The 20,012-nt window shown below is 68.8% G+C and carries 19 protein-coding genes; 9 read left to right on the top strand and 10 right to left on the bottom strand.

Translation table 11 applies throughout. The annotated features are described in order from the left end of the window. The first annotated feature begins 124 nt into the window (after positions 1–124). Positions 125–970 carry a substrate-binding periplasmic protein gene (locus G495_RS20205; RefSeq protein ID WP_084457871.1) on the top strand — a complete coding sequence of 282 codons (846 nt, stop codon included), beginning with the start codon at positions 125–127 and terminating at the stop codon, positions 968–970. Positions 971–1,079: 109 nt separating this feature from the next. On the opposite strand, the gene G495_RS0105105 is transcribed toward G495_RS20205, so the two are convergent. The 10 genes from G495_RS0105105 to G495_RS0105065 form a co-directional block, all read right to left on the bottom strand. Beyond that, positions 1,080–2,789, bottom strand: coding sequence for a GMC family oxidoreductase (locus G495_RS0105105; RefSeq protein ID WP_028586916.1), 1,710 nt, complete (start codon positions 2,787–2,789; stop codon positions 1,080–1,082). Positions 2,790–2,798: 9 nt separating this feature from the next. Continuing rightward, complete coding sequence (locus tag G495_RS0105100) at positions 2,799–3,527, bottom strand: gluconate 2-dehydrogenase subunit 3 family protein (RefSeq protein ID WP_028586915.1); 729 nt, start codon at positions 3,525–3,527, stop codon at positions 2,799–2,801. Positions 3,528–3,985: 458 nt separating this feature from the next. Beyond that, positions 3,986–4,309, bottom strand: coding sequence for a type II toxin-antitoxin system RelE/ParE family toxin (locus tag G495_RS20930; RefSeq protein ID WP_084457869.1), 324 nt, complete (start codon positions 4,307–4,309; stop codon positions 3,986–3,988). Continuing rightward, positions 4,296–4,544: a CopG family ribbon-helix-helix protein gene (locus G495_RS0105095; RefSeq protein WP_028586914.1), complete on the bottom strand. Its 249-nt coding sequence runs from the start codon at positions 4,542–4,544 to the stop codon at positions 4,296–4,298. The genes G495_RS20930 and G495_RS0105095 overlap by 14 nt, the downstream gene beginning before the upstream one ends. A gap of 334 nt (positions 4,545–4,878) precedes the next feature. Next, positions 4,879–6,231, bottom strand: coding sequence for a DNA repair protein RadA (gene radA / locus G495_RS0105090; RefSeq protein WP_028586913.1), 1,353 nt, complete (start codon positions 6,229–6,231; stop codon positions 4,879–4,881). A 121-nt stretch (positions 6,232–6,352) separates the two neighbouring features. Next, entirely contained in the window at positions 6,353–7,297 is a 945-nt protein-coding gene (locus tag G495_RS0105085; RefSeq protein ID WP_028586912.1) for a DUF3426 domain-containing protein, read from the bottom strand. A gap of 44 nt (positions 7,298–7,341) precedes the next feature. Then, positions 7,342–7,860 carry a hypoxanthine phosphoribosyltransferase gene (gene hpt, locus G495_RS0105080; protein ID WP_028586911.1) on the bottom strand — a complete coding sequence of 173 codons (519 nt, stop codon included), beginning with the start codon at positions 7,858–7,860 and terminating at the stop codon, positions 7,342–7,344. Between the two features lie 61 nt (positions 7,861–7,921). Continuing rightward, positions 7,922–8,389 carry an N-acetyltransferase gene (locus tag G495_RS0105075; RefSeq protein ID WP_028586910.1) on the bottom strand — a complete coding sequence of 156 codons (468 nt, stop codon included), beginning with the start codon at positions 8,387–8,389 and terminating at the stop codon, positions 7,922–7,924. 4 nt (positions 8,390–8,393) lie between these two features. Then, positions 8,394–8,933 carry a TlpA family protein disulfide reductase gene (locus G495_RS17750; RefSeq protein WP_051445081.1) on the bottom strand — a complete coding sequence of 180 codons (540 nt, stop codon included), beginning with the start codon at positions 8,931–8,933 and terminating at the stop codon, positions 8,394–8,396. 17 nt (positions 8,934–8,950) lie between these two features. Then, positions 8,951–11,359 carry a homocysteine S-methyltransferase family protein gene (locus G495_RS0105065; protein WP_028586909.1) on the bottom strand — a complete coding sequence of 803 codons (2,409 nt, stop codon included), beginning with the start codon at positions 11,357–11,359 and terminating at the stop codon, positions 8,951–8,953. 247 nt (positions 11,360–11,606) lie between these two features. Between G495_RS0105065 and G495_RS0105060 the strand changes: the two genes are divergently transcribed. From G495_RS0105060 to glpX, 8 genes are read left to right on the top strand one after another with little or no spacing between them, the layout of a single operon-like run. Then, the gene (locus tag G495_RS0105060) at positions 11,607–12,638 is read left to right on the top strand and encodes an RNA polymerase factor sigma-32 (RefSeq protein WP_051445080.1); all 1,032 of its coding nucleotides are present in this window, start codon (positions 11,607–11,609) and stop codon (positions 12,636–12,638) included. Further along, complete coding sequence (locus tag G495_RS0105055) at positions 12,631–13,401, top strand: hypothetical protein (RefSeq protein ID WP_028586907.1); 771 nt, start codon at positions 12,631–12,633, stop codon at positions 13,399–13,401. Before G495_RS0105060 ends, G495_RS0105055 begins: the two co-directional genes overlap by 8 nt. A 55-nt stretch (positions 13,402–13,456) precedes the next feature. Next, on the top strand, positions 13,457–15,133 hold the full coding sequence (locus tag G495_RS0105050; RefSeq protein ID WP_051445079.1) for a tetratricopeptide repeat protein: 1,677 nt from the start codon (positions 13,457–13,459) through the stop codon (positions 15,131–15,133). Then, a complete protein-coding gene (locus G495_RS0105045; protein WP_028586905.1) occupies positions 15,130–16,005 on the top strand; it encodes a hypothetical protein in 876 nt (291 codons plus the stop codon). Before G495_RS0105050 ends, G495_RS0105045 begins: the two co-directional genes overlap by 4 nt. 18 nt (positions 16,006–16,023) lie before the next feature. Continuing rightward, positions 16,024–16,452, top strand: coding sequence for a hypothetical protein (locus G495_RS17745; RefSeq protein ID WP_051445078.1), 429 nt, complete (start codon positions 16,024–16,026; stop codon positions 16,450–16,452). 27 nt (positions 16,453–16,479) lie between these two features. Further along, entirely contained in the window at positions 16,480–16,920 is a 441-nt protein-coding gene (gene rpiB, locus G495_RS0105035; protein ID WP_028586904.1) for a ribose 5-phosphate isomerase B, read from the top strand. A 59-nt stretch (positions 16,921–16,979) separates the two neighbouring features. Continuing rightward, positions 16,980–18,968 (top strand): transketolase, encoded by a 1,989-nt coding sequence (tkt, locus tag G495_RS0105030; RefSeq protein ID WP_028586903.1) that lies wholly within the window; start codon positions 16,980–16,982, stop codon positions 18,966–18,968. 31 nt (positions 18,969–18,999) lie between these two features. Beyond that, a complete protein-coding gene (gene glpX, locus G495_RS0105025; RefSeq protein WP_028586902.1) occupies positions 19,000–19,983 on the top strand; it encodes a class II fructose-bisphosphatase in 984 nt (327 codons plus the stop codon). The last annotated feature ends 29 nt before the right edge of the window (positions 19,984–20,012 follow it).

The following is a 20,012-nucleotide window of genomic DNA, read 5'->3' as shown; positions in this document are numbered from 1 at the left end:
GCATGGCCCATTTCCGCCATAACAGGCGCTCATGGTTCCATTCAAATTTTGGGGCACCCTCATGCCTGGTGGAGACGGCGCCATGACCAACAAAGCAGTGGCCTGAAGCGAACGAAGGAAGGATATGTCTTTGCGCAGGGCGACAATCGATCCTTGCCTGCCACGCACAGCACAACCGGGAACCAGCCGGGGCGTCCCCGGCAATCCGGTGGCCACGTTTCTTTTCGTTTTCGTCGGCACCTTGCTCATGCTCTCCCTGTTCGTTTCTGCGGCCTGGAGCCAGGAGCAGAAGACGATACGGCTGGTGGGCTTCAAGTACCCGCCCTTCTATCAGGAACAGGGCGATACCGTGGAAGGCATCGCCATCGACATTGCGCATGTGCTCTTCGCCCGTCTCGGTTTGACTGCCGAAACCAACGTCTATCCCCTGAAGAGAACGTTGCTGCTCCTTGAACAGGGCCGTGCAGACGGCACGATGATCCTGATCCAGACTCCCGAAAGATCCGAGTATCTGCACTTCACGGACCCCGTCATGACGGTGCGCGGTCTTATCTGGTCTGTGGCAGGCAGGGAGGGCGGGGCCGTGGACTTCGACACGCTGGAAGAGTTGCGGCCCTACAAGGTCGGCGTGACCCAGGGGTACAGCTATGGTCACGAGTTCGACAAAATACTCGCGACAATGGACGTCGAGGTCGCGAATACGGACTATCAGAGCTATCTGATGCTGTTATCGCGCAGAACAGACATTGTTCCCGGAAACGAGATCGTCGCCAAGGGCTTGTTCAAGAAGCATCCCGAGCTTCGTGGCAAGTTCGTCCATTCGGAGCAAGCCTTCATCAAGTGGGACCTGCGCATCGCCATAAGCAAGAAGTCCCCTGTCGCGGCCCTGGTACCCGAAATCAACGCGGTGCTGGCGGACATGAAGCGCGAGGGGCTCATGGACGAGATCGTCAAACGCTATACACAGTAGGCTGTCGGCACGCGGGGCAGGCGCCCCGGGCCGGGGGCGGGGCGGCCCGGAAGGGATTCCCGAACCACCCTGCTCCCGCCCTGGCCCCCCGCGTGCCCGGGGCAACCCGCTAGGCCAGCATGCCGCCGCTCTGGGCGTACTTGAGGACGCCTTCGGCGCAACGGAAGCCCAGGGCGCCCACGGTGCCCGTGGGGTTGCAGCCGCCGTTGTGCGGGAAGTTGCCCGCACCGACCACGAAGAGGTTCTCGGCGTCCCAGTGTTGCAGGTAGGAGTTGACCACGCTGTCCTGCGGGCTCTTGCCCATGATGGTGCCGCCGGTGTTGTGCGTGGTCTGGTAGGGCACGATGTTGTAGTCCTTGATCATGCCCCGGGGCGCGACGGCCACCGTGTCCATGTTCCTGACGATCTCCTCGATCTTCGTGTTGAGATGCGCGAACAGCGCCTTGTCGTGGTCGGTGAAGTTGTAGGTCATGCGCAGCAGGGGCAGGCCGTAGGCGTCCTTGTAGGTCGGGTCCAGGTCCAGGAAGTTGGCCCGGTGCGGCATGGACGCGCCCTGCGCGCCGACCCCGAAGCTGCGGTTGAAGTTGTGCAGGGAGCTCTTCTTGAACTCCGCGCCCCAGGTCGGGGTGCCGGGGGTGGTGATGTTCGCGGCGATGGGCCGCCTGCCCGTCTGCGAGATGGCGATGCAGCCGCCGTGGATGAAGTCCAGCCAGGAATGGTCGAAGGCGTCGGCGTTCAGGTCGTCGATGACCATGCCCAGGGCCCCGGCCCCGGCGTAGAGATTCGTGGGCTCCTTCAGGTAGCCTGTGGCGCCGGGCAGGATCTGGTAGCAGTAACCCCGGCCCAGCGTGCCCTTGCCCGTGGCGGGGTCGTACTGGCGGCCGATCTTTGAAACCATCAGCAGCTTGGCGTTGTTGAGCACATAGCTGGACAGCACCACCACGTCCGCAGGCTGGATGAACTCTTCCAGGGTCAGCGTGTTCACATAGCGCACGCCCGTGACCTTGTTGCCCTTCTTCAGGATTTCCAGAACGTTGCAGTTGCAGCGCACTTCGCAGTTGCCGGTTTTCTCCGCCACGGGGATGAAGGTGTTGGTCGGCTGGGCCTTGGCGTCGTATTCGCAGGCGAAGCGCTCGCAGAACCCGCAATACTGGCAGGGGTTGAGCTGCATGCCGTCCGTGGTGGTGTACGGCTCGGAGGCGATGGCCGCCGGGATGTGGTAGGGGTGGTAGCCCAGCTCCCGGGTCGCCTTCTCGAAGAGCTTCATGCCCGGGGTCGTGGCCAGCGGCGGCATGGGCCAGGGCTTGGAGCGCGCGCCGTCGAAGTGCCCCGGCTCGCCGGACACCCCGATGGCGTACTCGAATTTGGTGAAGTACGGCTCCAGCTCCTCGTAGGTCAGCGGGTAGTCCTGGATCTGGTACTCCGGGCCGAGCTTCTTCTTGCCGTAGCGCTCGTCGGTCATGGTCTTGAGCTGGAAGTCGTAGGGCTTGAAACGGTAGTTCATGCCGTTCCAGTGCTCGCCCGCGCCGCCCAGCCCGTCGCCCAGGCAGAACGAGCCCATGCGCCGCATGGGCAGGGCGGGCATCTTTTCGGAATTGCGGAAGGTTATGGTTTCCTTGGACAGGTCCTGCATCAGGCCGAAGTTGATGGCGTAGCGCCACTCGTCGTGGATTTCCTGGAAATCCTGCAACCCCCGCCTGCCGCCACGCTCCAGGCCGACCACGGAAAGCCCCGCCTTGGCGCATTCCGCCAGGGCGATGCCCGCCGTGAAGCCCACGCCCACCGTGACCACGTTCACTTTCTTCATTTCTTTCGCCATGGTCGCCTCCTACTGCATGCTGGCCAGGGATATGGGTTCGACCTTGTCGAAGCCGTCGTTTTCGATGAGGTGCGTGTAGACCATCTGCGCGCCCGGGTAGTCCTTCAGGCGCCAGCCGTCCATGTTGTTGTTCCCGTTGTAGATGGGGTCCGCATAGCAGCCCGCCAGCACGGCCCCGCGCAGCTCGGCGAAGAAATAGGACGAGGTGAAGCCCTCGGTGGGCAGCTCCCCGGCCTGGCACAGCTTGAGGATCTCGTCCTGCTCGGCGCCGGGAAGCGCGGGGAAGTCCTTCTTGTGGCGCTGCTGCGCCGCGTCGTTCAGGGCCAGCAGGCCCTGGCGGAACAGGTCGCGGCGGATGAGGGCCGTCTGCGGGCCCTGGGTGGGCGCGCCGGGGGCGAAGGGGCCCTGCATGTATTCGCGGGCGTTGTAGCCCCAGGCGCCCGCAAGCTGGTTGTCGATGAAGTACGGCACGGCCAGCTCGATGGCGCCGGGCCCGAGCTCGTCCTTGGGGAAAATCCGCTCCGCCGCGCTGGACAGGATGGAGAATTCCAGCGTGTTGGTGAAGAACATCTTGCCGCGGTGCAGGTTCACGTCTTCGGAAGCGCCATGGCTGTGCCCCTCGTGCTGCGCGGCGGCGCCGACCATGGGCAGGGCCATGGTCCCCAAGGCGGCAGCCCCCGCCGCGATGCCCGTGGTTTTGAGAAAATTGCGCCGCGAAACCTTGGTGTCGTCTGCCATGGGATGCCTCCTTTGCATGGGCGTACGGTCGCGGCCCGGGAAAACCTTCCGGGCCACGCCGGTCAGAATACTGGACTCTTAGGATCGGAATCTAGCAGACAGCGCGCACAATGAAAAGGCCTGTCGCCGATTTTTCCTTTTCTCTCTAGGATTTTACAGCGGGAGGACGCCGGAGGGCACCCTTGGAACGGACCCTGCCCGCACTCGTCGGAAACTGCCTGGCCCGATCGCCCGCGCGGCTGGCTGGCGGGCGTGGCGAAGATGGAACGGGGAGAAAAAATCGCAGGAAGCCGTTGCGCGCTTGAACAGATAGAATTCCCAGGCGCAACAAAGGACTTCCAGGATCACAGGAGGAGCGGAGGCAGCGGGGAGAAAGGAGCCTGGAAAGGGCGTCGAACGAAGGGCGGGCGGCAGTTATAGGGAAACCCGGAGGAAACCGGGGCGGGGGAAAGGCAGAGTCAGGTGAATACTCTCTCTGTACACTCCGGAAAACGGCGACTGCTGTGCATCACGCGGAGAATATACACATTGTCTTCATCCACCATGTAGATCAATGCATACGGCGTATTCTTGACGAGCCATTCCCGGGTGTTTGGTATCCTCCCCGGTTTGCCAGCGCCGGGAAGCGTGGCGAGATGTTCAGGACCCTTGAAGATGCGTTTGACGTACGCTTCAACGCTTTCGAACGCCACGCCCTGGGCAAGAAGATATTCCGTAATGCCGTCCAAGTCCTCCCAGGCGCTTGCCGTCCATTTGATGGACAGCGCCTTACGGGGCGACATTGAAGCCCTTGGCCTTCAACCGCGCCGCCATTTCGTCCTGGTCGATGACGCGGCCAGCGTGCACATCGTCTAGCCCTTTTTGCACCGCGTCCAGATACCACGCCTCGCGCTCAAGGTACTGGGCCACGGCTTCCTTGATGATCCAGGCGCGCGATCTGTCCAGCTGCTCGGCCAGCTTGTCCAACCGCTCGCGGATTTCCGGCTCAAGCCGGACTGTCGTGACGGATTGCATCATGTTCTCCCTGCGTATTCGCGTGTATTCTTTCGTATGCGCCAAGCATACGCCGCTGGCAGCCCTTTGGCAAGTCGGCGCCCCCTGCCCTGCATCGCATGCGGCGCAGGGGGGCCGGGTTGTTGCCTGTTCAGGCTGGATTTTGGCGGGGCACCACGGCGCGTCTGCCCGCCCGAAGGAGACGCCAGACCTGATGCGGACTGGAATTTGGTGCAGGACCACCCCACCCCGGGGCGAGCGCGGGGCCAACGGAATCAAAAAAGACAAGGAATCAAGGAAGAGAAGAACGCGCCGAACGCGCGGAAAACGACTGCGAGCCAGGCGCTTGCGATACCCGTCAGCCCCCGCCCTCTTTGCCCCGCCCGAACAGCCGCGTTTGCAACACAGCGATATTCTTGACCTCCCCCGGGTGCAGGACCGGGGCGTGGCCCAGGCGGGCGGCTTGTTTGAGGCGGATGTCGTGGGAGGCCACGGGGCGGATCTGGCCGTTTAAGTCGATTTCGCCCCATGTCACGGCGCCCTCGGGCAGGGCGCGGTCGTAGAAGCTCGACAGCACGGCGGCGACGATGGCGGCGTCCAGGGCGGGGTCGGCCAGCTTCATGCCGCCGCCGATCTTGGCGTAGATGTCCACGCCGCCCAGGTTCAGGCGCAGCTTCTTTTCCATCACCGCCAGCAGCAGGTGCAGGCGGTTGGCATCGAAGCCCAGGGCCGTGCGCCGGGGGATGGCCAGGAAGGTCTTGGTCACCAGGGCCTGGACCTCCACGGCAAAGGGCCGCTGGCCCGAGACGGCCATGCACAGCGCCGCGCCGGACAGGCCGGGGTCGCGGTCCTGCAAAAAGAAAGTGGACGGGTCGTCCACCACTTCCATGCCCGCGCCAGTCATGTGGAACAGCAGGATTTCATGCGCCGGGCCGAAGCGGTTCTTCATCACCCGCAGCATGCGGAACAGGTGCTGGCGGTCGCCCTCCAGGGACAGCACCGTGTCCACCATATGCTCCAGGAGCTTGGGCCCGGCGATCTGGCCGTCCTTGGTCACATGGCCGACCAGGACCAGGGTCGTGCCGCAGCGCTTGGCCTGCTCCACCAGCGCCGTGGCCACGGCGCGCACCTGGGACACGCTGCCCGGCAGCCCTTCCACGGCCTCGGACGACAGGGTCTGCACCGAGTCCACCACCATCAGGTCCGGCGCCTGGCCCTGGGCCAGGGCGGCCAGGGCGTCCTCGGCGCGGGTGGTGGCCATGGCCAGCAGGTCCGGCGAGAGCAGGTCCAGCCGCTCGGCGCGGCCCCGGATCTGGCCCAGGGATTCCTCGGCGGAGACGTAGACCGCGCTGCGCCCGGTGCGCGCCAGGTTGCCCACCAATTGCAGCAGCAGCGTGGACTTGCCGATGCCCGGCTCCCCGGCCAGCAGGACCACCCCGCCGGGCACGAAGCCCTTGCCCAGCACCTCGTCCAGGGCCTCCAGTCCGCTGGAATAGGCCACGGCGCGGCCCTGGCGCAGCTCGGCCAGGGGCGCGGGGCGGTTCTCGGCCAGCAGGGTTTCGGCGGGCGCGCGGCGGCCCGGGGCAGCGGCGGGCTTGGCCTCGGCGCGCTCGGCCATGGTGTTCCACGCGCCGCAGCCCGCGCACTGGCCCTGCCACTGGTGCGACCTTGCGCCGCACTCGGAGCAGACGTAGACGCGCTTGGTTTTCATGGGTGCGGGGCAGGCAGGGCGACGCGCGCGCGCAGCCGGGGCGCCGGGCGCCCGGCAGCAGGCCAGGCCCGGGCGCGGGGCCGGGCCTGGCCCCCGCCGCAGGCCCGGGCGCGGGCCGCGCTCACGGCGCCACTTCCTTGGCCGCCACGACCTTGACGTTGAACTCCGCCAGCCCGCCGGGCGGCGCGAAGAACACGATCATGAACGGCACGCCCTGGCCGGGCTGGACGTTGATGTTGTTGGCGCCGATGCCCGCCTCGTTCTCCAGGGCGGCGTCGATCTCCGGCTGGCCGAGCACCTGGAGCTGGAACAGGTCCAGCGTGTTGCCGCAGGTCAGGCGGCGGGTGGCCAGCTCCTGGTTCTGCGCGTCGAACAGGCTGGCCTCCACGGCGATAAGCTCGCGCGGGCCCTCGAAAAGGTTCACGGCCTTGCCCTGGATGACGAACAGCCGCCCGGCCTTGTCGTTCTCCACATAATACTGCTTGATGCCTTCCAGGGAGATCTTCTTGACCTGCTCGGCCAGCTCGGCGGCGGGCACGGCGGTCTGCTCGTCGCCCTGCCCGAGCCCGGCCCCGGCGCCCGGCAGTGCCAGGTTCAGGTACTGCGGGGCGAACTGCCAGACCCCGGCCAGCCCGGCGCCCAAAAGGAGCAGCACGGCCAGCGCGGCCAGCGCGATGCGCCGACCCTTGCCCCGGCGGGGCTTGCCGGGCGCGGCGTCCAGGTCCAGGCTCAGGGAGGGGGTGGCGGACTTGCCGGAGGGCCGGGGGGCGGGCCCGGCCTCGGGGGCGGCGGGCTGCGCCGGGGCGGACCGGGGCGCGGGCCTGTCGCCCTCCAGGGCGGCGTCGCCCAGGGAGGCCAGAAGGTCCGCGTCGTCGGCGCCGAAATCCTCGCCGAAGCCCTCGTCCAGCTCGTCGAGTTCGGGCAGGTCGCCCGAGGACGGATGGGTCGGGGGCTGTGCCGTGAAGACGTTTTCGCACACCGAGCAGCGCACCTTGCGCCCCCCCGGGGGCACCAGGGCGTCATCGAGACTGAACGAGGATCTGCAGTTGGGGCACTCGACGATCATGGGCGACTCGCAATGCTTCGTCCCGGCCCGTGGGAGCCGGGGCCTCAGGACTCGATTTCGAAGATGCCGCCAAGCTGGCGATAATGCTCGGCGTAGTCCATGCCATAGCCGACGATGAAGCCTTTATCCAGCCTGAATCCGGCGAAATCCACATCCAGGGGCACCTCGCGGCGCTCGTGCTTGTCCACCAGGGCGGCCAGGCGCAGGCTGCGCGGCTTGCGCTCGGCAAACGTGCGCAAAAGGAAGTCCATGGACCGGCCGCTGTCCACGATGTCCTCGACCACGAGGACATTCTTGCCCTGGATGGTGGTCTCCAGGTCCTTGGAGAACACCAGCTCGCCGCTGCTGGTGCCGCTGCCGTAGCTGGCCAGGCGGATGAACTCCAGCTCCAGGTCCAGGTCGATGCGGCGCACCAGGTCGGCAAAGAACAGGAAGGCGCCCTTGAGCACGCAGACCACAGTCAGGGGCTGGCCCTGGTAGACGCCGGTGATCTCGGCCCCCAGTTCACGCACCCTGGCCTCGATCTGCTCCGGGCTGATCACCGTCCTCATCTTGTCGGTCATGCAGGCGAATCCTTTATATGCTGTGATTGTGGCAGGTTGTACGAAAAAGTTCAAGTGCATCCTACAGGGTCAGGAGCATGGCGATCTCGTCGCATTCGGGGAACTTGGGGCAGTTCAGGCAATCGGCCCAGACCTTTTGGGGCAACACGTCCTTGCTGACCTCCTCGAAGCCCAGGCGGGCGAAGAAGCCCGGCACGTAGGTCAGGGTGAACACGCGGTAGACCCCGAAGAGCACCGCCTCGGACAGGCAGGCCTCCACCAGCCTGCGGCCCCAGCCCTGCTTCTGGACCTCGGGCACCGCGACCAGGGAGCGGATTTCGCCCAGGTTTTCCCAGCAGATGGCGAACGCGCAGCAGCCGAGCACGGAGTCGTCCTCGCGCGAGACGAGCACGAAGAAGTCGCGCAGGCGCTGGTAGAGGTCGGACAGCGACCGGGGCAGCAGCTCGCCGCGCCCGGCGCACTGCATGAGCAGGCCGTGGATGGCGCGCACGTCCTGCATCTTGGCCTTGCGGATGTAGAGTTCGGCCACGGGATCAGTTCTCCGTCAGCAGCGTGGTAACGAGGTTCTTGAGGGTCTGGGCGGGCATGCCGCCCTCGTGGGAAACGGCCAGCTCGCCCTTGGTGTCGTAGACCACGATGCGCGGGATGGCGCCCACGCGGTACATGGCGGCCACGCCGTCGTCCACCAGGTGCACGGGGTAGGTGAACTCCGTCTTGGCCACGAAGCGGGCGTAGGCCCCGGGGTCCTCGTCCACGGAAAGGCCGAGCAGCACGAGCTTGTCCTCGCCGAAAGCGCGGCGCACGGCGTTGAGCTCGGGAATCTCGGCGCGGCACGGCGCGCACCACGAGGCCCAGAAGTTCAGGACGGTCACCTTGCCCTTGGCCCGGGCCATGAGGCGCACCACATCCATGGGGCCGAGGACGGCGTCCCCGGCGGCGGTGGTGGCGGCGGCGTCCTGCACGGCGGCGGGCTGCTGCGGCGCGGAGGAGGCCGCCAGGGCGGGGGCCGCCACGGCGGCCAGGGCCAGGGTCAGGGCCAGGGCCCGCAGCAGCGGGCGCAGAAGCAGGAGCATGGGCAAAGCCTCCGGGCTCAGGCGGTCAGATCCTTGGCGAGTTTCACGCAGCTCACGGCGTCGGGCGTGTAGCCGTCGGCCCCGATGGAGTCGGCGAAATCCTGGGTCACCACCGCGCCGCCCACCAGCACGCGGCAGGGCAGCGCCTTCTCGCGCACCAGCTCCACCGTGTCGCGCATGCGGACCATGGTGGTGGTCATCAGCGCCGACAGGCCGATGAGCGAGGCGCCCTCGCGCTCGGCGGCCTCCACGATGCGCGCGGCGGGCACGTCCTTGCCCAGGTCGATGACCTCGAAGCCGTTGTTGCGCAGCATGAGGATGACGATGTTCTTGCCGATGTCGTGGATGTCGCCCTCCACCGTGGCCATGACGACCTTGGCCCGCGGGGCGCCGCCTGCGGCTTCCAGCAGGGGCTTCAGGTGGCTGAAGGCGGCCTGCATGGTCTCGGCGGATTGCAGCAACTGGGGCAGGAAGTATTCCTTGCGCTCGTACTTCTCGCCCACCTCGGTGATGGCTGGGATGAGCTGGCCGTTGACCAGGGCGAAGGGGTCCGCGCCCTGGGCCAGCTCGGCGTCGATCATGGCACAGATGGAGTCCTTGGCGCCGCGGATCACGGCGTCGCCCAGGGTCTTCACCGGCTCGGCGGGGCCGGAGCCGGGGCCGCCCTGGGCCGGGCCGCCGCCCGCACCCGGCGTCCAGCCCGAGAAGCCCGCCACGAACGACGCGGCCTGGGGGTCGCGCGCCAGCAGCACCTCGGCGCTGGCCAGGCTTTCGCGCAGCCGGGCCGACCCGGGGTTGGCAATGAACGAGGTCAGCCCGTGGGCCAAGCCCATGGTCAAAAACGACGAGTTGAGCAGCTCGCGCGCGGGCAGGCCGAAGGAGATGTTGGACAGCCCGCAGGTGGTGGCCAGCCCCCAGCGCTCGCGGCACTGACGGATGACCTCGAAGCAGGCCAGGGCCGACTGCGGCTTGGACGACACCGTGAGCACCAGCGCGTCCACCACGATGAGCCGCCGGGGGATGCCCAGGCCCTCGGCCTGGGCCAGCAGTTCCTCCACCACGTCCAGCCGCTCGGCGGCCGTGACGGGCAGCTTGCGGCCCTTGAGGGGCAAAAGGATGAACGGCGCGCCGTAGAGGCGGCACAGCGGCCCCAGCTCTTCCATGCGCCCGGGCTCGCCGCTGATGGAGTTGACCAGAGGCGAGCCGGGGTAGGCGTCCAGGGCGGCGCGCACGGCGCCGATGTCCGTGGAGTCGATACACAGCGGGGCCTGCACGCGGGTGGCCAGGGTCTGCACCAGGGCGGGCAAAAGCGCGGCTTCGTCCACCATGGGCGCGCCCACGTTCACGTCCAGGATGCGCGCCCCGGCCTGCACCTGCTCCTCGGCCAGGCGCACGGCCTCGTCGAAGCGGCCCTCCTGGAGCTGGGCGGTGAGCTCCTTCTTGCCCGTGGGGTTGATGCGCTCGCCGATGATCACGGCGGGCCGCCCGTGGCCCAGGGGCACGGAGGCAAAACGTGAAGTGACCACCAGACACGGCGGCTCGGGCGGCTCGGGCAGGACCCAGGCCCGCTGGCCCAGGCGCGCGCCCACGGCGCGGATGTGCTCCGGCGTGGTGCCGCAGCAGCCGCCCAGGAACTTGGCGCCCATGTCCACGAAGCCCATGACCTGGGCCGCGAACTCCTCGGGCCCCAGGCGGAACACGGTGCGGCCCTGGTCGTCCAGCTCGGGCAGGCCGGCGTTGGGCTGCACCACCAGCGGCGTGGACAGGCGCGGCAGCATGGCCCGCACCACGTCCAGCATCTGCTCGGGCCCAGCGCTGCAATTGGTGCCCAGAAGTTCGACGCCCATGTTCTGCATGGTGTCGATGAAGGTCAGCGGGGCGGTGCCCGTGAGGCAGGCGCCCTTGTCGAAGGTCATGGACACGGCCACGGGCAGGTCGCAGGTCTCGCGCGCGGCGATGACTGCGGCCCGGGCTTCGGCCAGGTCGAACTGCGTCTCCACGAGGATGAGGTCCGCCCCGCCCTCGGCCAGCCCGCGCACCTGGGCCGCGAAGGCCGCCACCAGCTCGCGGAAGCCCACGTCGCCCATGGGCTTGACGAAATGGCCCGTGGGGCCGACGCTGCCCGCGACGAAGGCGTGCTCGCCCGCCGCGCGCCGCGCACAGGCGGCCATGGCCCGCGAGACGCCCACCGGGTCCTGCCCGAAGCCGAGCTTGAAGGCCGTGCCGCCGAAGGTGTTGGTGGTCACCACCCGGGACCCGGCGGCCACGTAGTCGCGGTGGACGCTCTCCACGGCCTCGGGGTTGGCCAGGCCGAACATCTCGGGCGACTGCCCGGACTTCAGGCCCCTGGCCTGGAGCAGGGTGCCCATTCCGCCATCGAAAAGATGGACCAGCCCGTCGGCCAGAAGGCGGCGAAAATCAGGCAAGGGTTGTTCTCCATTGAGGTTGTCTGGGCCCGGGAAGCGCCCGGGAAGCGGCCAGGGGCGGGCATTCCCGCGCGCCCCGGAGGGAGTGATGATTAACCAAAATCATTGAAAAGGCCAAACAAAAACTATACCGTTTCTTTTTGCGGCGCCGCCGGAAGCCGCGGCTCCTTGCGGCCCGCCCCGGTCCGCCTCCCCCTCTGCCCGCACATGACAGCACGACGAAAATATGACACACGGATCCCGTACAATGCATGACAAGACGCCAGGCCCCCAGGCCGAGACGCCCGAAGTCCTGCCGCCCGAGGAGGACGCCCGCGAGGAGGACGAGGACATCCTCGACCCCGAGCTGGACGACGACCCCGGCCTGGACGACACGGACGTGTTCGAGCTGCTGCCGACACCCGCCGGCGCCGTCGCCACCCGCGACCCGCTGCACCTCTACCTGCGCGAAATCGGCAAGTTCGGCCTGCTGGCCCCCGAGGAGGAATTCGAGCTGGCCCGGCGCGTGCGCGACGAGGGCGACTCCGACGCGGCCTTCCGGCTGGTCTCCTCGCACCTGCGCCTGGTGGTCAAGATCGCCATGGACTTCCAGCGCCGCTGGATGCAGAACGTGCTGGACCTGATCCAGGAAGGCAACGTGGGCCTGATGCGCGCCGTGCAGAAGTTCGACCCGGACAAGGGCATCAAGTTCTCCTACTACGCCGCCTTCTGGATCAAGGCCTACATCCTGAAGTTCATCATGGACAACTGGCGGCTGGTGAAGATAGGGACGACCCAGGCCCAGCGCAAACTCTTCTACAACCTGAACAAGGAACGCCAGCGGCTCATCAGCCAGGGCTTCGACCCCGACACGGCCACCCTGTCCAAGAACCTCGGTGTGTCCGAGGACGTGGTCATCGAGATGGACCAGCGCCTGGCGCGCCAGGACATGTCCCTGGACCTGCCCCTGTCCGACGACGGCGGCGGGGCCACGCGCATGGACTTCCTGCCCGCCCTGACCCCCGGCGTGGAGGATTCCCTGGCCCAGGGCGAGATCGCCGACGTCCTGCACCGGCACCTGCGGGCCATCGTGCCCTTGCTGTCGGACAAGGAGCGCGACATCCTGGAACTGCGCCTGCTCTCGGACTCGCCCGTGCCCCTGCGCGAGATCGGCGAGCGCTACGGCATCACCCGCGAGCGCGTGCGCCAGATCGAGGCCCGCCTGCTGCTGAAGATCAAGAAACAGCTTTCCGACAACATCGACGACTTTTCACAGGACTGGATCGAGGCCGATGAATAAGCTGCTTGCCCGCATGAAGACCGAGGCCCGGGCCATGGTCGCCCGCCAGGAGATGCCGGGCTTCTACACCCAGTGCGCCCGCGAGCTGGACTACTCCCGCTCGACGTTCTTCGACAACCCCCTGCTGGTGCGCCTGCAGGAGGACGTGATCCCCTTCCTCTACGACGACTACGGCCACGGCATCGACCACGCCAAGAAGGTGGCCATCGAAGCCGGGGCCATCGTGCTGGCCGAGATGCGCCAGGGCGACATCGCCCGGGCCCGGCACCTGGCCCTGCTGGCCCATCTGGCCGGGCTGCTGCACGACATCTGCCGCCTGGAGGACGACCACGCCGCCCGGGGTGCCGAGTTGTCCACCTCCATCCTGGCCGACTATCCCCTGGCCCCCGAAGACCTCGCCCGCGTGGCCTTCGCCATCAGCGACCACGAGGCCTTCACCACGCGCCGCGACACCGCCGACCCCGAGGCGGCCCTGCTCTCGGGCGCGCTGTACGACGCCGACAAATTCCGCTGGGGGCCGGACAATTTCAGCACCACCCTGTGGGAGATGTGCGACTACAACGAGGTGCCCGTGGCCGACATCCTGCGCCGCTTCCCCGCCGGGGTGGCCAAGATCCGCGAGGTGGCCGGAACCTTCCGCACCGCCACGGGCCGCACCTTCGGGCCAAGGTTCATCGAACTGGGGCTGGCCCTGGGCGAGGAGCTGCACGCGAAACTGCAAGCCCTGGCGGCCAAAGAGCTTTCCGACGCTTCCCGGCCCTGAGCGCGCCGGAGCACACACGCGGCAACCCCGCATACGAAGGACACGACACAGCGCCATGCATCGCCATACAGCAGCCATCCTCGTTCTCCTGGCCGCGCTCGGGGCGGCCTCGTGCGCGCCCCTGCGCCCCGACACCGCCCCGCCCGCCGTGCCCGTGGCCGAGCGCTCGCCCCGGGCCGAGGCCGCCTACAACTACCTGAAGTTCGAGGAGGCCCGGCGCGCAGGCAACGACGCCGACGCCCAGGACGCCCTGGACGCCCTGCTGCGCCTGGACCCGCGCGAAAGCGTGTTCCGCCAGGGGGCCGACTTCCTGTGGCGCGCCGGGCGCGTGGACGAGGCCCGCGTGCTGCTCAAGGACGGCATCTCCCGCTACCCGGGCTCGCGCGAGCTGGCCGTGGCCCTGGCCAACACCTACTACGCCGAGCGGCGCCACGACGACGCCATCGCGACCATGAGCGACTATCTGGCCCGCAACCCGCAGGACTGGACGGCCTACAAGGACATGGCCCTCATCCACCTCGACGCCGGGCAGCACGCCCAGGCCCTGGAAAACCTGCGCTCCATCCCCCCTGCCGAGCGCAACGCGGCCATCCTCTACTACAGCGCCAAGGCCAGCGCGGGCCTGGGCCTGAACCGCCAGGCCCGCGAGATGCTGCGCGAGGCCGTGACCAAGGACGTGTTCTTCGTCGAGGCCTGGGCCGAGCTGGCCTACCTGTTCGAGGTGGACGGCAACTACCTGGAGGCCGAAAAGGTCTACACCCGCCTGCTGGACCTGGGCGAGACGGGCAGCGAGGTCCACTTGCGGCTCATCAGCCTGAACCTCAAGCTCAACCAGCCCGACCGGGCGCTGGAAATCTACCGCAAGGGCCCCACAGACGCGGCCTACGCCCTGGAAGCTGCGGCCCTGTTCATGGACGAAAAGTTCTACGAGCAGGCCCGGGCCGTGCTCGTCCCGCTGTCCGAGCGCGGCGACGCGCCCGACCGCATCTGGTTCTCCATGGCCGTGCTGGCCTACGAGGGCGACAGCGACGCGGGCCGGGCCATCCGCTACCTGGAGCGTATCCCCGACACCGACCCCAACTACCACCGCGCCGCCCAGTTCCGCATCCACCTGCTCCTGGACAAGGGCGAAACCGAGCAGGCCCTGGACCTCATCCACGAGCTTGCCGACCGCTACCCGGACCAGAGCCAGTATCCGCTGCTGGAAGCCGGCTACCACCAGCGCCAGGGCGACAACGCCCAGGCCCTGGCCGTGCTGGACAAGGCCGTGTCGCGCTGGCCCGAGGACACGCAACTGCTCTACTCCCGGGGCGTGGTGCTGGAGAAGCTGGGGCGCACCGACGAAGGGCTGGAGGTGATGGAGCAGATCATCACCATCGACTCCGAGCACGCCGACGCCCTGAACTTCCTGGGCTACATGCTGGCCGACCAGGGCCGCGAACTGGAACGCGCCCTGATGCTCGTCAGCAGGGCCCTGGAAATCGAGCCCGACAACGGCTACATCATCGACTCCCTGGCCTGGGTCCATTTCCGCCTGGGCGACACGCGCAAGGCCTGGGAGCTGGTGCGGCGCGCCGTGGAGCACGTGGCCGACGAGGCCGATATCTGGGAGCACTACGGCGACATCGCCGCGCGCATGGGCCTGCGCGACAAGGCCCGCGAGGGCTACCGCAACAGCCTGGAGCTGCGCCCCGGCGAGGTGCGGGTCCAGGGCAAGCTGGACGCCCTGTGAGCGCGCTTCGCCCCGCGCGCACCCGCCCGGCGCCGCAGGCCGGGCGCGTCCTGGCCGCCCTGGCCGCCCTGGTGGCCCTGGGCCTGGGCCTGTGGGGCTGCGGCCCCAAGCCCCTGCGCGAGGACTCCCCGCCCGCGGCGGCCCTGTGGGCGGCCTTCAGCGGCGCCCGCGCCAGGGCCGACGGCCTCACCCGGGGCTTCTCGGCCTCGGGCAGCCTGAACTACGCCGGGCCGGACAAATCCATGCGCGTGGAGCTGGAGCTGTGGGGCAACCCCGGCGACGGCCCGCACGGCGGACGGCGCGACCGGCACGCCCTGCGCCTGGACATGAGCGCCGGGTTCGGCACGCCCGTGGCCCTGTGGCGCGAGGACGCCCGGGGCATCGAGGGCTACTTCCCCGGCGAGCGCACCCGCTACGTCCACGCCGACCCGCGCGCCGGGGCCGCGCGCATGGGCCTGGGGGTGCCCCTGTCCCTGGGCGACCTGGCGGCGCTGGTCTGCGGCAGCTACGCGGGGCTGGTGCCCGCGCGCTACGACGCGGCCCGGCCCGCCCCCCAGGGCGGCTACGTCTACGAGTTCTCCGGCCCGCAGCCCGTCTCCTCGCTGACGCTGGACGCGGCGGGCAGACCGGTGGTACTTGCAGGGCGGTTGCACGGCGTCGCCTGGACCCTGGAAGCCGGAGCCTTCGACGAGGCCGCCGCCCTGCCCGAGCCCAGGCGCCTGGCGCTGCGCACGGCCAGCGCCACGGCCATCATGCGCATCAAGCGCCTGGAGCGGCGCGAGGCGCCCTGGCCCGGCGACCGGCTGGCCCTGGCCGTGCCCGAGGGCACCAGGACCGTGCCCCTTGAACTGTACGAAACCCTGGACAACTGACGGGGACGGGAGACCACCATGACCCAGAAAGACGCACCCGGGGCCGCCCCGGAAGCACCCTGCCCCGAGGCCGGCCCGGCCCCGCAGCCGGAAAACGATTCGCGCCGCCCCGGCGCCCTGGGCGGCGTGCTGGCCAACTGCCGCACGGGCCTGCGCGTGCTGGGCGGCGAGATATGGTGGATGCTCACCGGCTGGCTGCGCAGCTACGAGTCGCGCCAGGTGCGCCGCCGCCTGGACGCCGAATACGCCGCCCTGGGCCGGCTGGCCCGCGTGCATCTCGCCTCGGGGGGCAAGGCGCCCCTGGCCGCCGACGGCGAGGCGGGCATCGCCGTAGCCCAGATCGACTTCCTGGAAAAGGAGCTGGAGTTCATGGCCGACGACCTGCGCCGCACCCGCAAGGAAATGCTTGCCCGGCGCAGGCGCGAGCTGGACCACGACGACAACTAGCCCGCCCGCCAGGGCGAAGGATACCCCATGTCTTCCACCACCGTCGCCATCGGCTCGGACCACGCCGGGTTCCGGCTCAAGGAAGTCCTCAAGGCCGCCATGCAGGGCCAGGGCATCGAGGTCCTGGACGTGGGCACCATGACCACCGACAGTTGCGACTACCCCGCCATCGCCCAGGACCTGTGCCGCGCCGTGCTGTCCCGGGGCGTGCCCGGGGTGCTCGTCTGCGGCACGGGCATCGGCATGAGCATGGCCGCCAACCGCTTTCCCGGCATCCGCGCCGCCGTGTGCGCCAACGCCTACCAGTGCGAAATGACCCGCCGCCACAACGACTGCAACGTGCTCTGCCTGGGCGAGCGCGTGACCGGCGACGGCGCCGCCTTGCAGATCCTTGACTTTTTCCTCAATACCGAGTTTGAAGGGGGCCGCCATCAACGGCGCGTGGACCTGATGGACCCCGCCTCGTAGGGCCCGCCCGCCCGGCCCCGGGCCGGATCAACCGCATCCCGCACAAGGAAACGCCACCCATGGAACACACCACAGACAGCGCCCTGGACGCCCTGGCGGTCAGCGCCCTCAAGGGCCTGATCATGGACGCCACCCGCAAGGCCAACTCCGGGCACCCCGGCGGGCCCATGTCCTCGGCGGACATGGCCTACGTGCTCTTCAAGGACACCCTGCGCTTCGACCCCAAGGACCCCTCCTGGTTCGACCGCGACCGCTTCGTGCTCTCCGCCGGGCATGAATCCATGCTGCTCTACGGGCTGCTCCATTTCCGCGACCTGTTGACCATCGACGACCTCAAGGCCTTCCGCCAGTGGGGCAGCCGCACCCCCGGCCACCCCGAGCACGACATGACCCCCGGCGTGGAGGCCACCACCGGCCCCCTGGGCCAGGGTGTGGGCATGGCCGTGGGCATGGCCGTGGCCGAGGCCATGCTGCGCCACCGCCTGGGCGAGGAGCTGTGCAACCACCGCACCTACGTCCTGGCTTCCGACGGCGACCTTCAGGAGCCCGTGGCCCTGGGCGCGGCGGCCCTGGCCGGGCAGTGGGGCCTGGGCAGGCTCACGCTGCTTTACGACAGCAACAAGATCCAGCTCGCCGGCCCCACCAGCCGCTGCGACTGCACCGACTACCGCAAGGTCTTCGAGGGCATGTGCTGGCAGGTGCTGGAGATCGACGGCCACGACCACGGCGCCATCCGCGCCGCCCTGGCCCAGGCCCGGGCCGAGGCCGACCGCCCGACGCTGATCATCGGCCACACCGTCATGGCCAAGGGCGCCGCGACCCTGGAAGGCGACTTCAACACCCACGGCGCGCCCCTCTCCCCCGAGGAGATCGCCGCCACCAAGACCAAGCTGGGCCTGGACCCCGAACAGGACTTCCAGGTGCCCGCCGACGTTTTGACCCATTTCCGCTCGCGCTTCGGGCACCTCTGCGCCGAAAGCGGCATGTGGCACCGCAAGCTCACCGCCCGCCTGGACGCCGACCCCGAGTTCGCCGCCCTGTGGGAGGCCATCACCGCCCGGCGCAACACCCTGCGCCTGACCTGGCCGCAGTTCACCCCCGGCGCCTCGGTGGCCACGCGCAAGGCCTGGGGCGCGGCGCTGAACGAGATCATGCACCAGCTCCCGCTGCTGGCGGGCGGCTCCGCCGACCTGGACCCCTCCAACCAGACCGTGAAATTCCGCGAGACGGTGGGCGTGTTCGGGCCGGACAACCCCGGCGGGCGCAACCTGTCCTTCGGCGTGCGCGAATTCCCCATGGGCGCCGTGCTCAACGGCATGGCCCTGCACGGCGGGGTCGTGCCCTTCGGCGCCACGTTCCTGACCTTCTCGGACTACGAGCGCAACGCCCTGCGCATGTCCGCGCTGCAAAAGCTGCCGGTGCTGCACGTCTTCACCCACGATTCGTTCTACGTGGGCGAGGACGGGCCGACCCACCAGCCCATCGAGCACGTCAGCTCCCTGCGGCTGATCCCCGACATGCTCGTGCTGCGCCCGGCGGACGCCAACGAGACCAACGCCTGCCTGAACATCGCCCTGACCCAGACCGCGCGGCCCACCTGCCTGATGCTCACCCGCCAGGGCCTGCCGGTCATCGACCCTGCGGCGCATCCGGCGGTGCTGGACGGCCCGGCCCGGGGCGGCTACGTGCTGGCCGACTGCCAGGGCGAGCCCGAGGTGGTCCTGCTGGCCTCGGGCTCCGAGGTCCAGCTGGCCATGCGCGCGGCGGCCCTGCTTACGGGCCTGCGCTGCCGGGTGGTCAGCGTGCCGAGTTTCGAGCTGTTCGACGAGCAGCCCGCGGCGTACCGCGCCGCCGTACTGCCCGCCGGGGCGCTCAAGGTGGCCGTGGAAGCGGGCCGCCCCGATCTGTGGTACAAGTACGTCGGAACCGACGGCATCGCCTTCGGCATCAGCCACTTCGGGGCCTCGGCCCCGGGCAAGGTGCTCGAGGAGCGCTACGGGTTCACCCCCGAGAACATCGCGGGCCTGGTCCGCGCGCGCCTCGGGTAGCTTCACGCACAGCAAGCAAAGGAGTCCCACCGTGGAAGCCCCGGAAAGAAACCTCGCACTGGACCTGGTGCGCGTTACGGAAGCCGCCGCCCTGGCCTCGGGCCGCTGGCTCGGCAGGGGGAACAAGGACGCGGGCGACAAGGCCGCCGTGGACGCCATGCGCCTGTCCTTCAACGCCCTGGACATCAAGGGCCACGTAGTCATCGGCGAGGGCGAAAAGGACGAGGCGCCCATGCTCTTCAACGGCGAGAAGCTCGGCACCGGCCAGGGCCCCGCCGTGGACGTGGCCGTGGACCCCGTGGAAGGCACCAATCTGCTGGCCTTCGGGCGGCCCAACGCCATCTCCGTGGTCGGCGTGGCCCCGGCGGGGACGATGTACGACCCCGGGCCCAGCTTCTACATGCAAAAGCTCGTGGTGCCCGCCGAGGCCAAGGATGTTGTCCACCTCGACGCCCCGGTGAAGGAAAACCTGACGCGCATCGCCAAGGCCCTGGACAAGGACGTGGACGACCTGGTGGTCTTCGTGCTCGACAAGCCGCGCCACAAGCAGCTCATCCAGGAAATCCGCGAGGCCGGGGCGCGCATTGAGCTGCACACCGACGGCGACGTGGCCGGTTCGCTCATGGCCATCGACCCGCGCTCCAAGGTGGACGTGATGATGGGCACCGGCGGCACCCCCGAGGGAGTGCTCTCGGCCTGCGCCATCCGCGCCATGGGCGGCGAGATCCTGGCCCGCCTGGACCCGCGCTCCAAGAAGGAGGAGCACGCGCTCATCGACGCCGGGCGCGACCTGCGCGAAATCCTCACCGTCAAGACCCTGGTGCGCACCGACGACGTGTACTTCGCGGCCACGGGCATCTCGGGCGGCACCTTCCTGGCTGGCGTGCGCTACACCGGCCACGGCGCCACCACCCACTCGCTGGTCATGCGCGGCAAGACCGGCAGCATCCGCTACGTCGAGGCGCGCCACGCCTTCGACAAGCTGATGCAGTTCTCCTCCGTGAAGTACGACTAGCGGGCACCGGGCCCAACCGGGCCCCCGCC

Source organism: Desulfocurvus vexinensis DSM 17965, from assembly GCF_000519125.1.
Classification (GTDB): domain Bacteria; phylum Desulfobacterota; class Desulfovibrionia; order Desulfovibrionales; family Desulfovibrionaceae; genus Desulfocurvus; species Desulfocurvus vexinensis.
Note: the sequence above shows the minus strand (reverse complement) of the source record. Positions and strands in the feature narration are given on the sequence as shown.

What these genes read in the sequence shown, in the direction of transcription:
- tkt (WP_028586903.1), top strand. Translation starts at nt 16,980, where the DNA reads ATGGAACACACCACAGACAGCGCCCTGGACGCCCTGGCGGTCAGCGCC.
- G495_RS20205 (WP_084457871.1), top strand. Translation starts at nt 125, where the DNA reads ATGTCTTTGCGCAGGGCGACAATCGATCCTTGCCTGCCACGCACAGCA.
- G495_RS0105050 (WP_051445079.1), top strand. Translation starts at nt 13,457, where the DNA reads ATGCATCGCCATACAGCAGCCATCCTCGTTCTCCTGGCCGCGCTCGGG.
- radA (WP_028586913.1), bottom strand. Translation starts at nt 6,231, where the DNA reads ATGAAAACCAAGCGCGTCTACGTCTGCTCCGAGTGCGGCGCAAGGTCG.
- G495_RS0105100 (WP_028586915.1), bottom strand. Translation starts at nt 3,527, where the DNA reads ATGGCAGACGACACCAAGGTTTCGCGGCGCAATTTTCTCAAAACCACG.
- rpiB (WP_028586904.1), top strand. Translation starts at nt 16,480, where the DNA reads ATGTCTTCCACCACCGTCGCCATCGGCTCGGACCACGCCGGGTTCCGG.
- G495_RS0105105 (WP_028586916.1), bottom strand. Translation starts at nt 2,789, where the DNA reads ATGGCGAAAGAAATGAAGAAAGTGAACGTGGTCACGGTGGGCGTGGGC.
- G495_RS0105085 (WP_028586912.1), bottom strand. Translation starts at nt 7,297, where the DNA reads ATGATCGTCGAGTGCCCCAACTGCAGATCCTCGTTCAGTCTCGATGAC.
- G495_RS17745 (WP_051445078.1), top strand. Translation starts at nt 16,024, where the DNA reads ATGACCCAGAAAGACGCACCCGGGGCCGCCCCGGAAGCACCCTGCCCC.
- hpt (WP_028586911.1), bottom strand. Translation starts at nt 7,860, where the DNA reads ATGACCGACAAGATGAGGACGGTGATCAGCCCGGAGCAGATCGAGGCC.
- G495_RS0105055 (WP_028586907.1), top strand. Translation starts at nt 12,631, where the DNA reads ATGAATAAGCTGCTTGCCCGCATGAAGACCGAGGCCCGGGCCATGGTC.
- G495_RS20930 (WP_084457869.1), bottom strand. Translation starts at nt 4,309, where the DNA reads ATGTCGCCCCGTAAGGCGCTGTCCATCAAATGGACGGCAAGCGCCTGG.
- G495_RS0105060 (WP_051445080.1), top strand. Translation starts at nt 11,607, where the DNA reads ATGCATGACAAGACGCCAGGCCCCCAGGCCGAGACGCCCGAAGTCCTG.
- G495_RS17750 (WP_051445081.1), bottom strand. Translation starts at nt 8,933, where the DNA reads ATGCTCCTGCTTCTGCGCCCGCTGCTGCGGGCCCTGGCCCTGACCCTG.
- G495_RS0105095 (WP_028586914.1), bottom strand. Translation starts at nt 4,544, where the DNA reads ATGATGCAATCCGTCACGACAGTCCGGCTTGAGCCGGAAATCCGCGAG.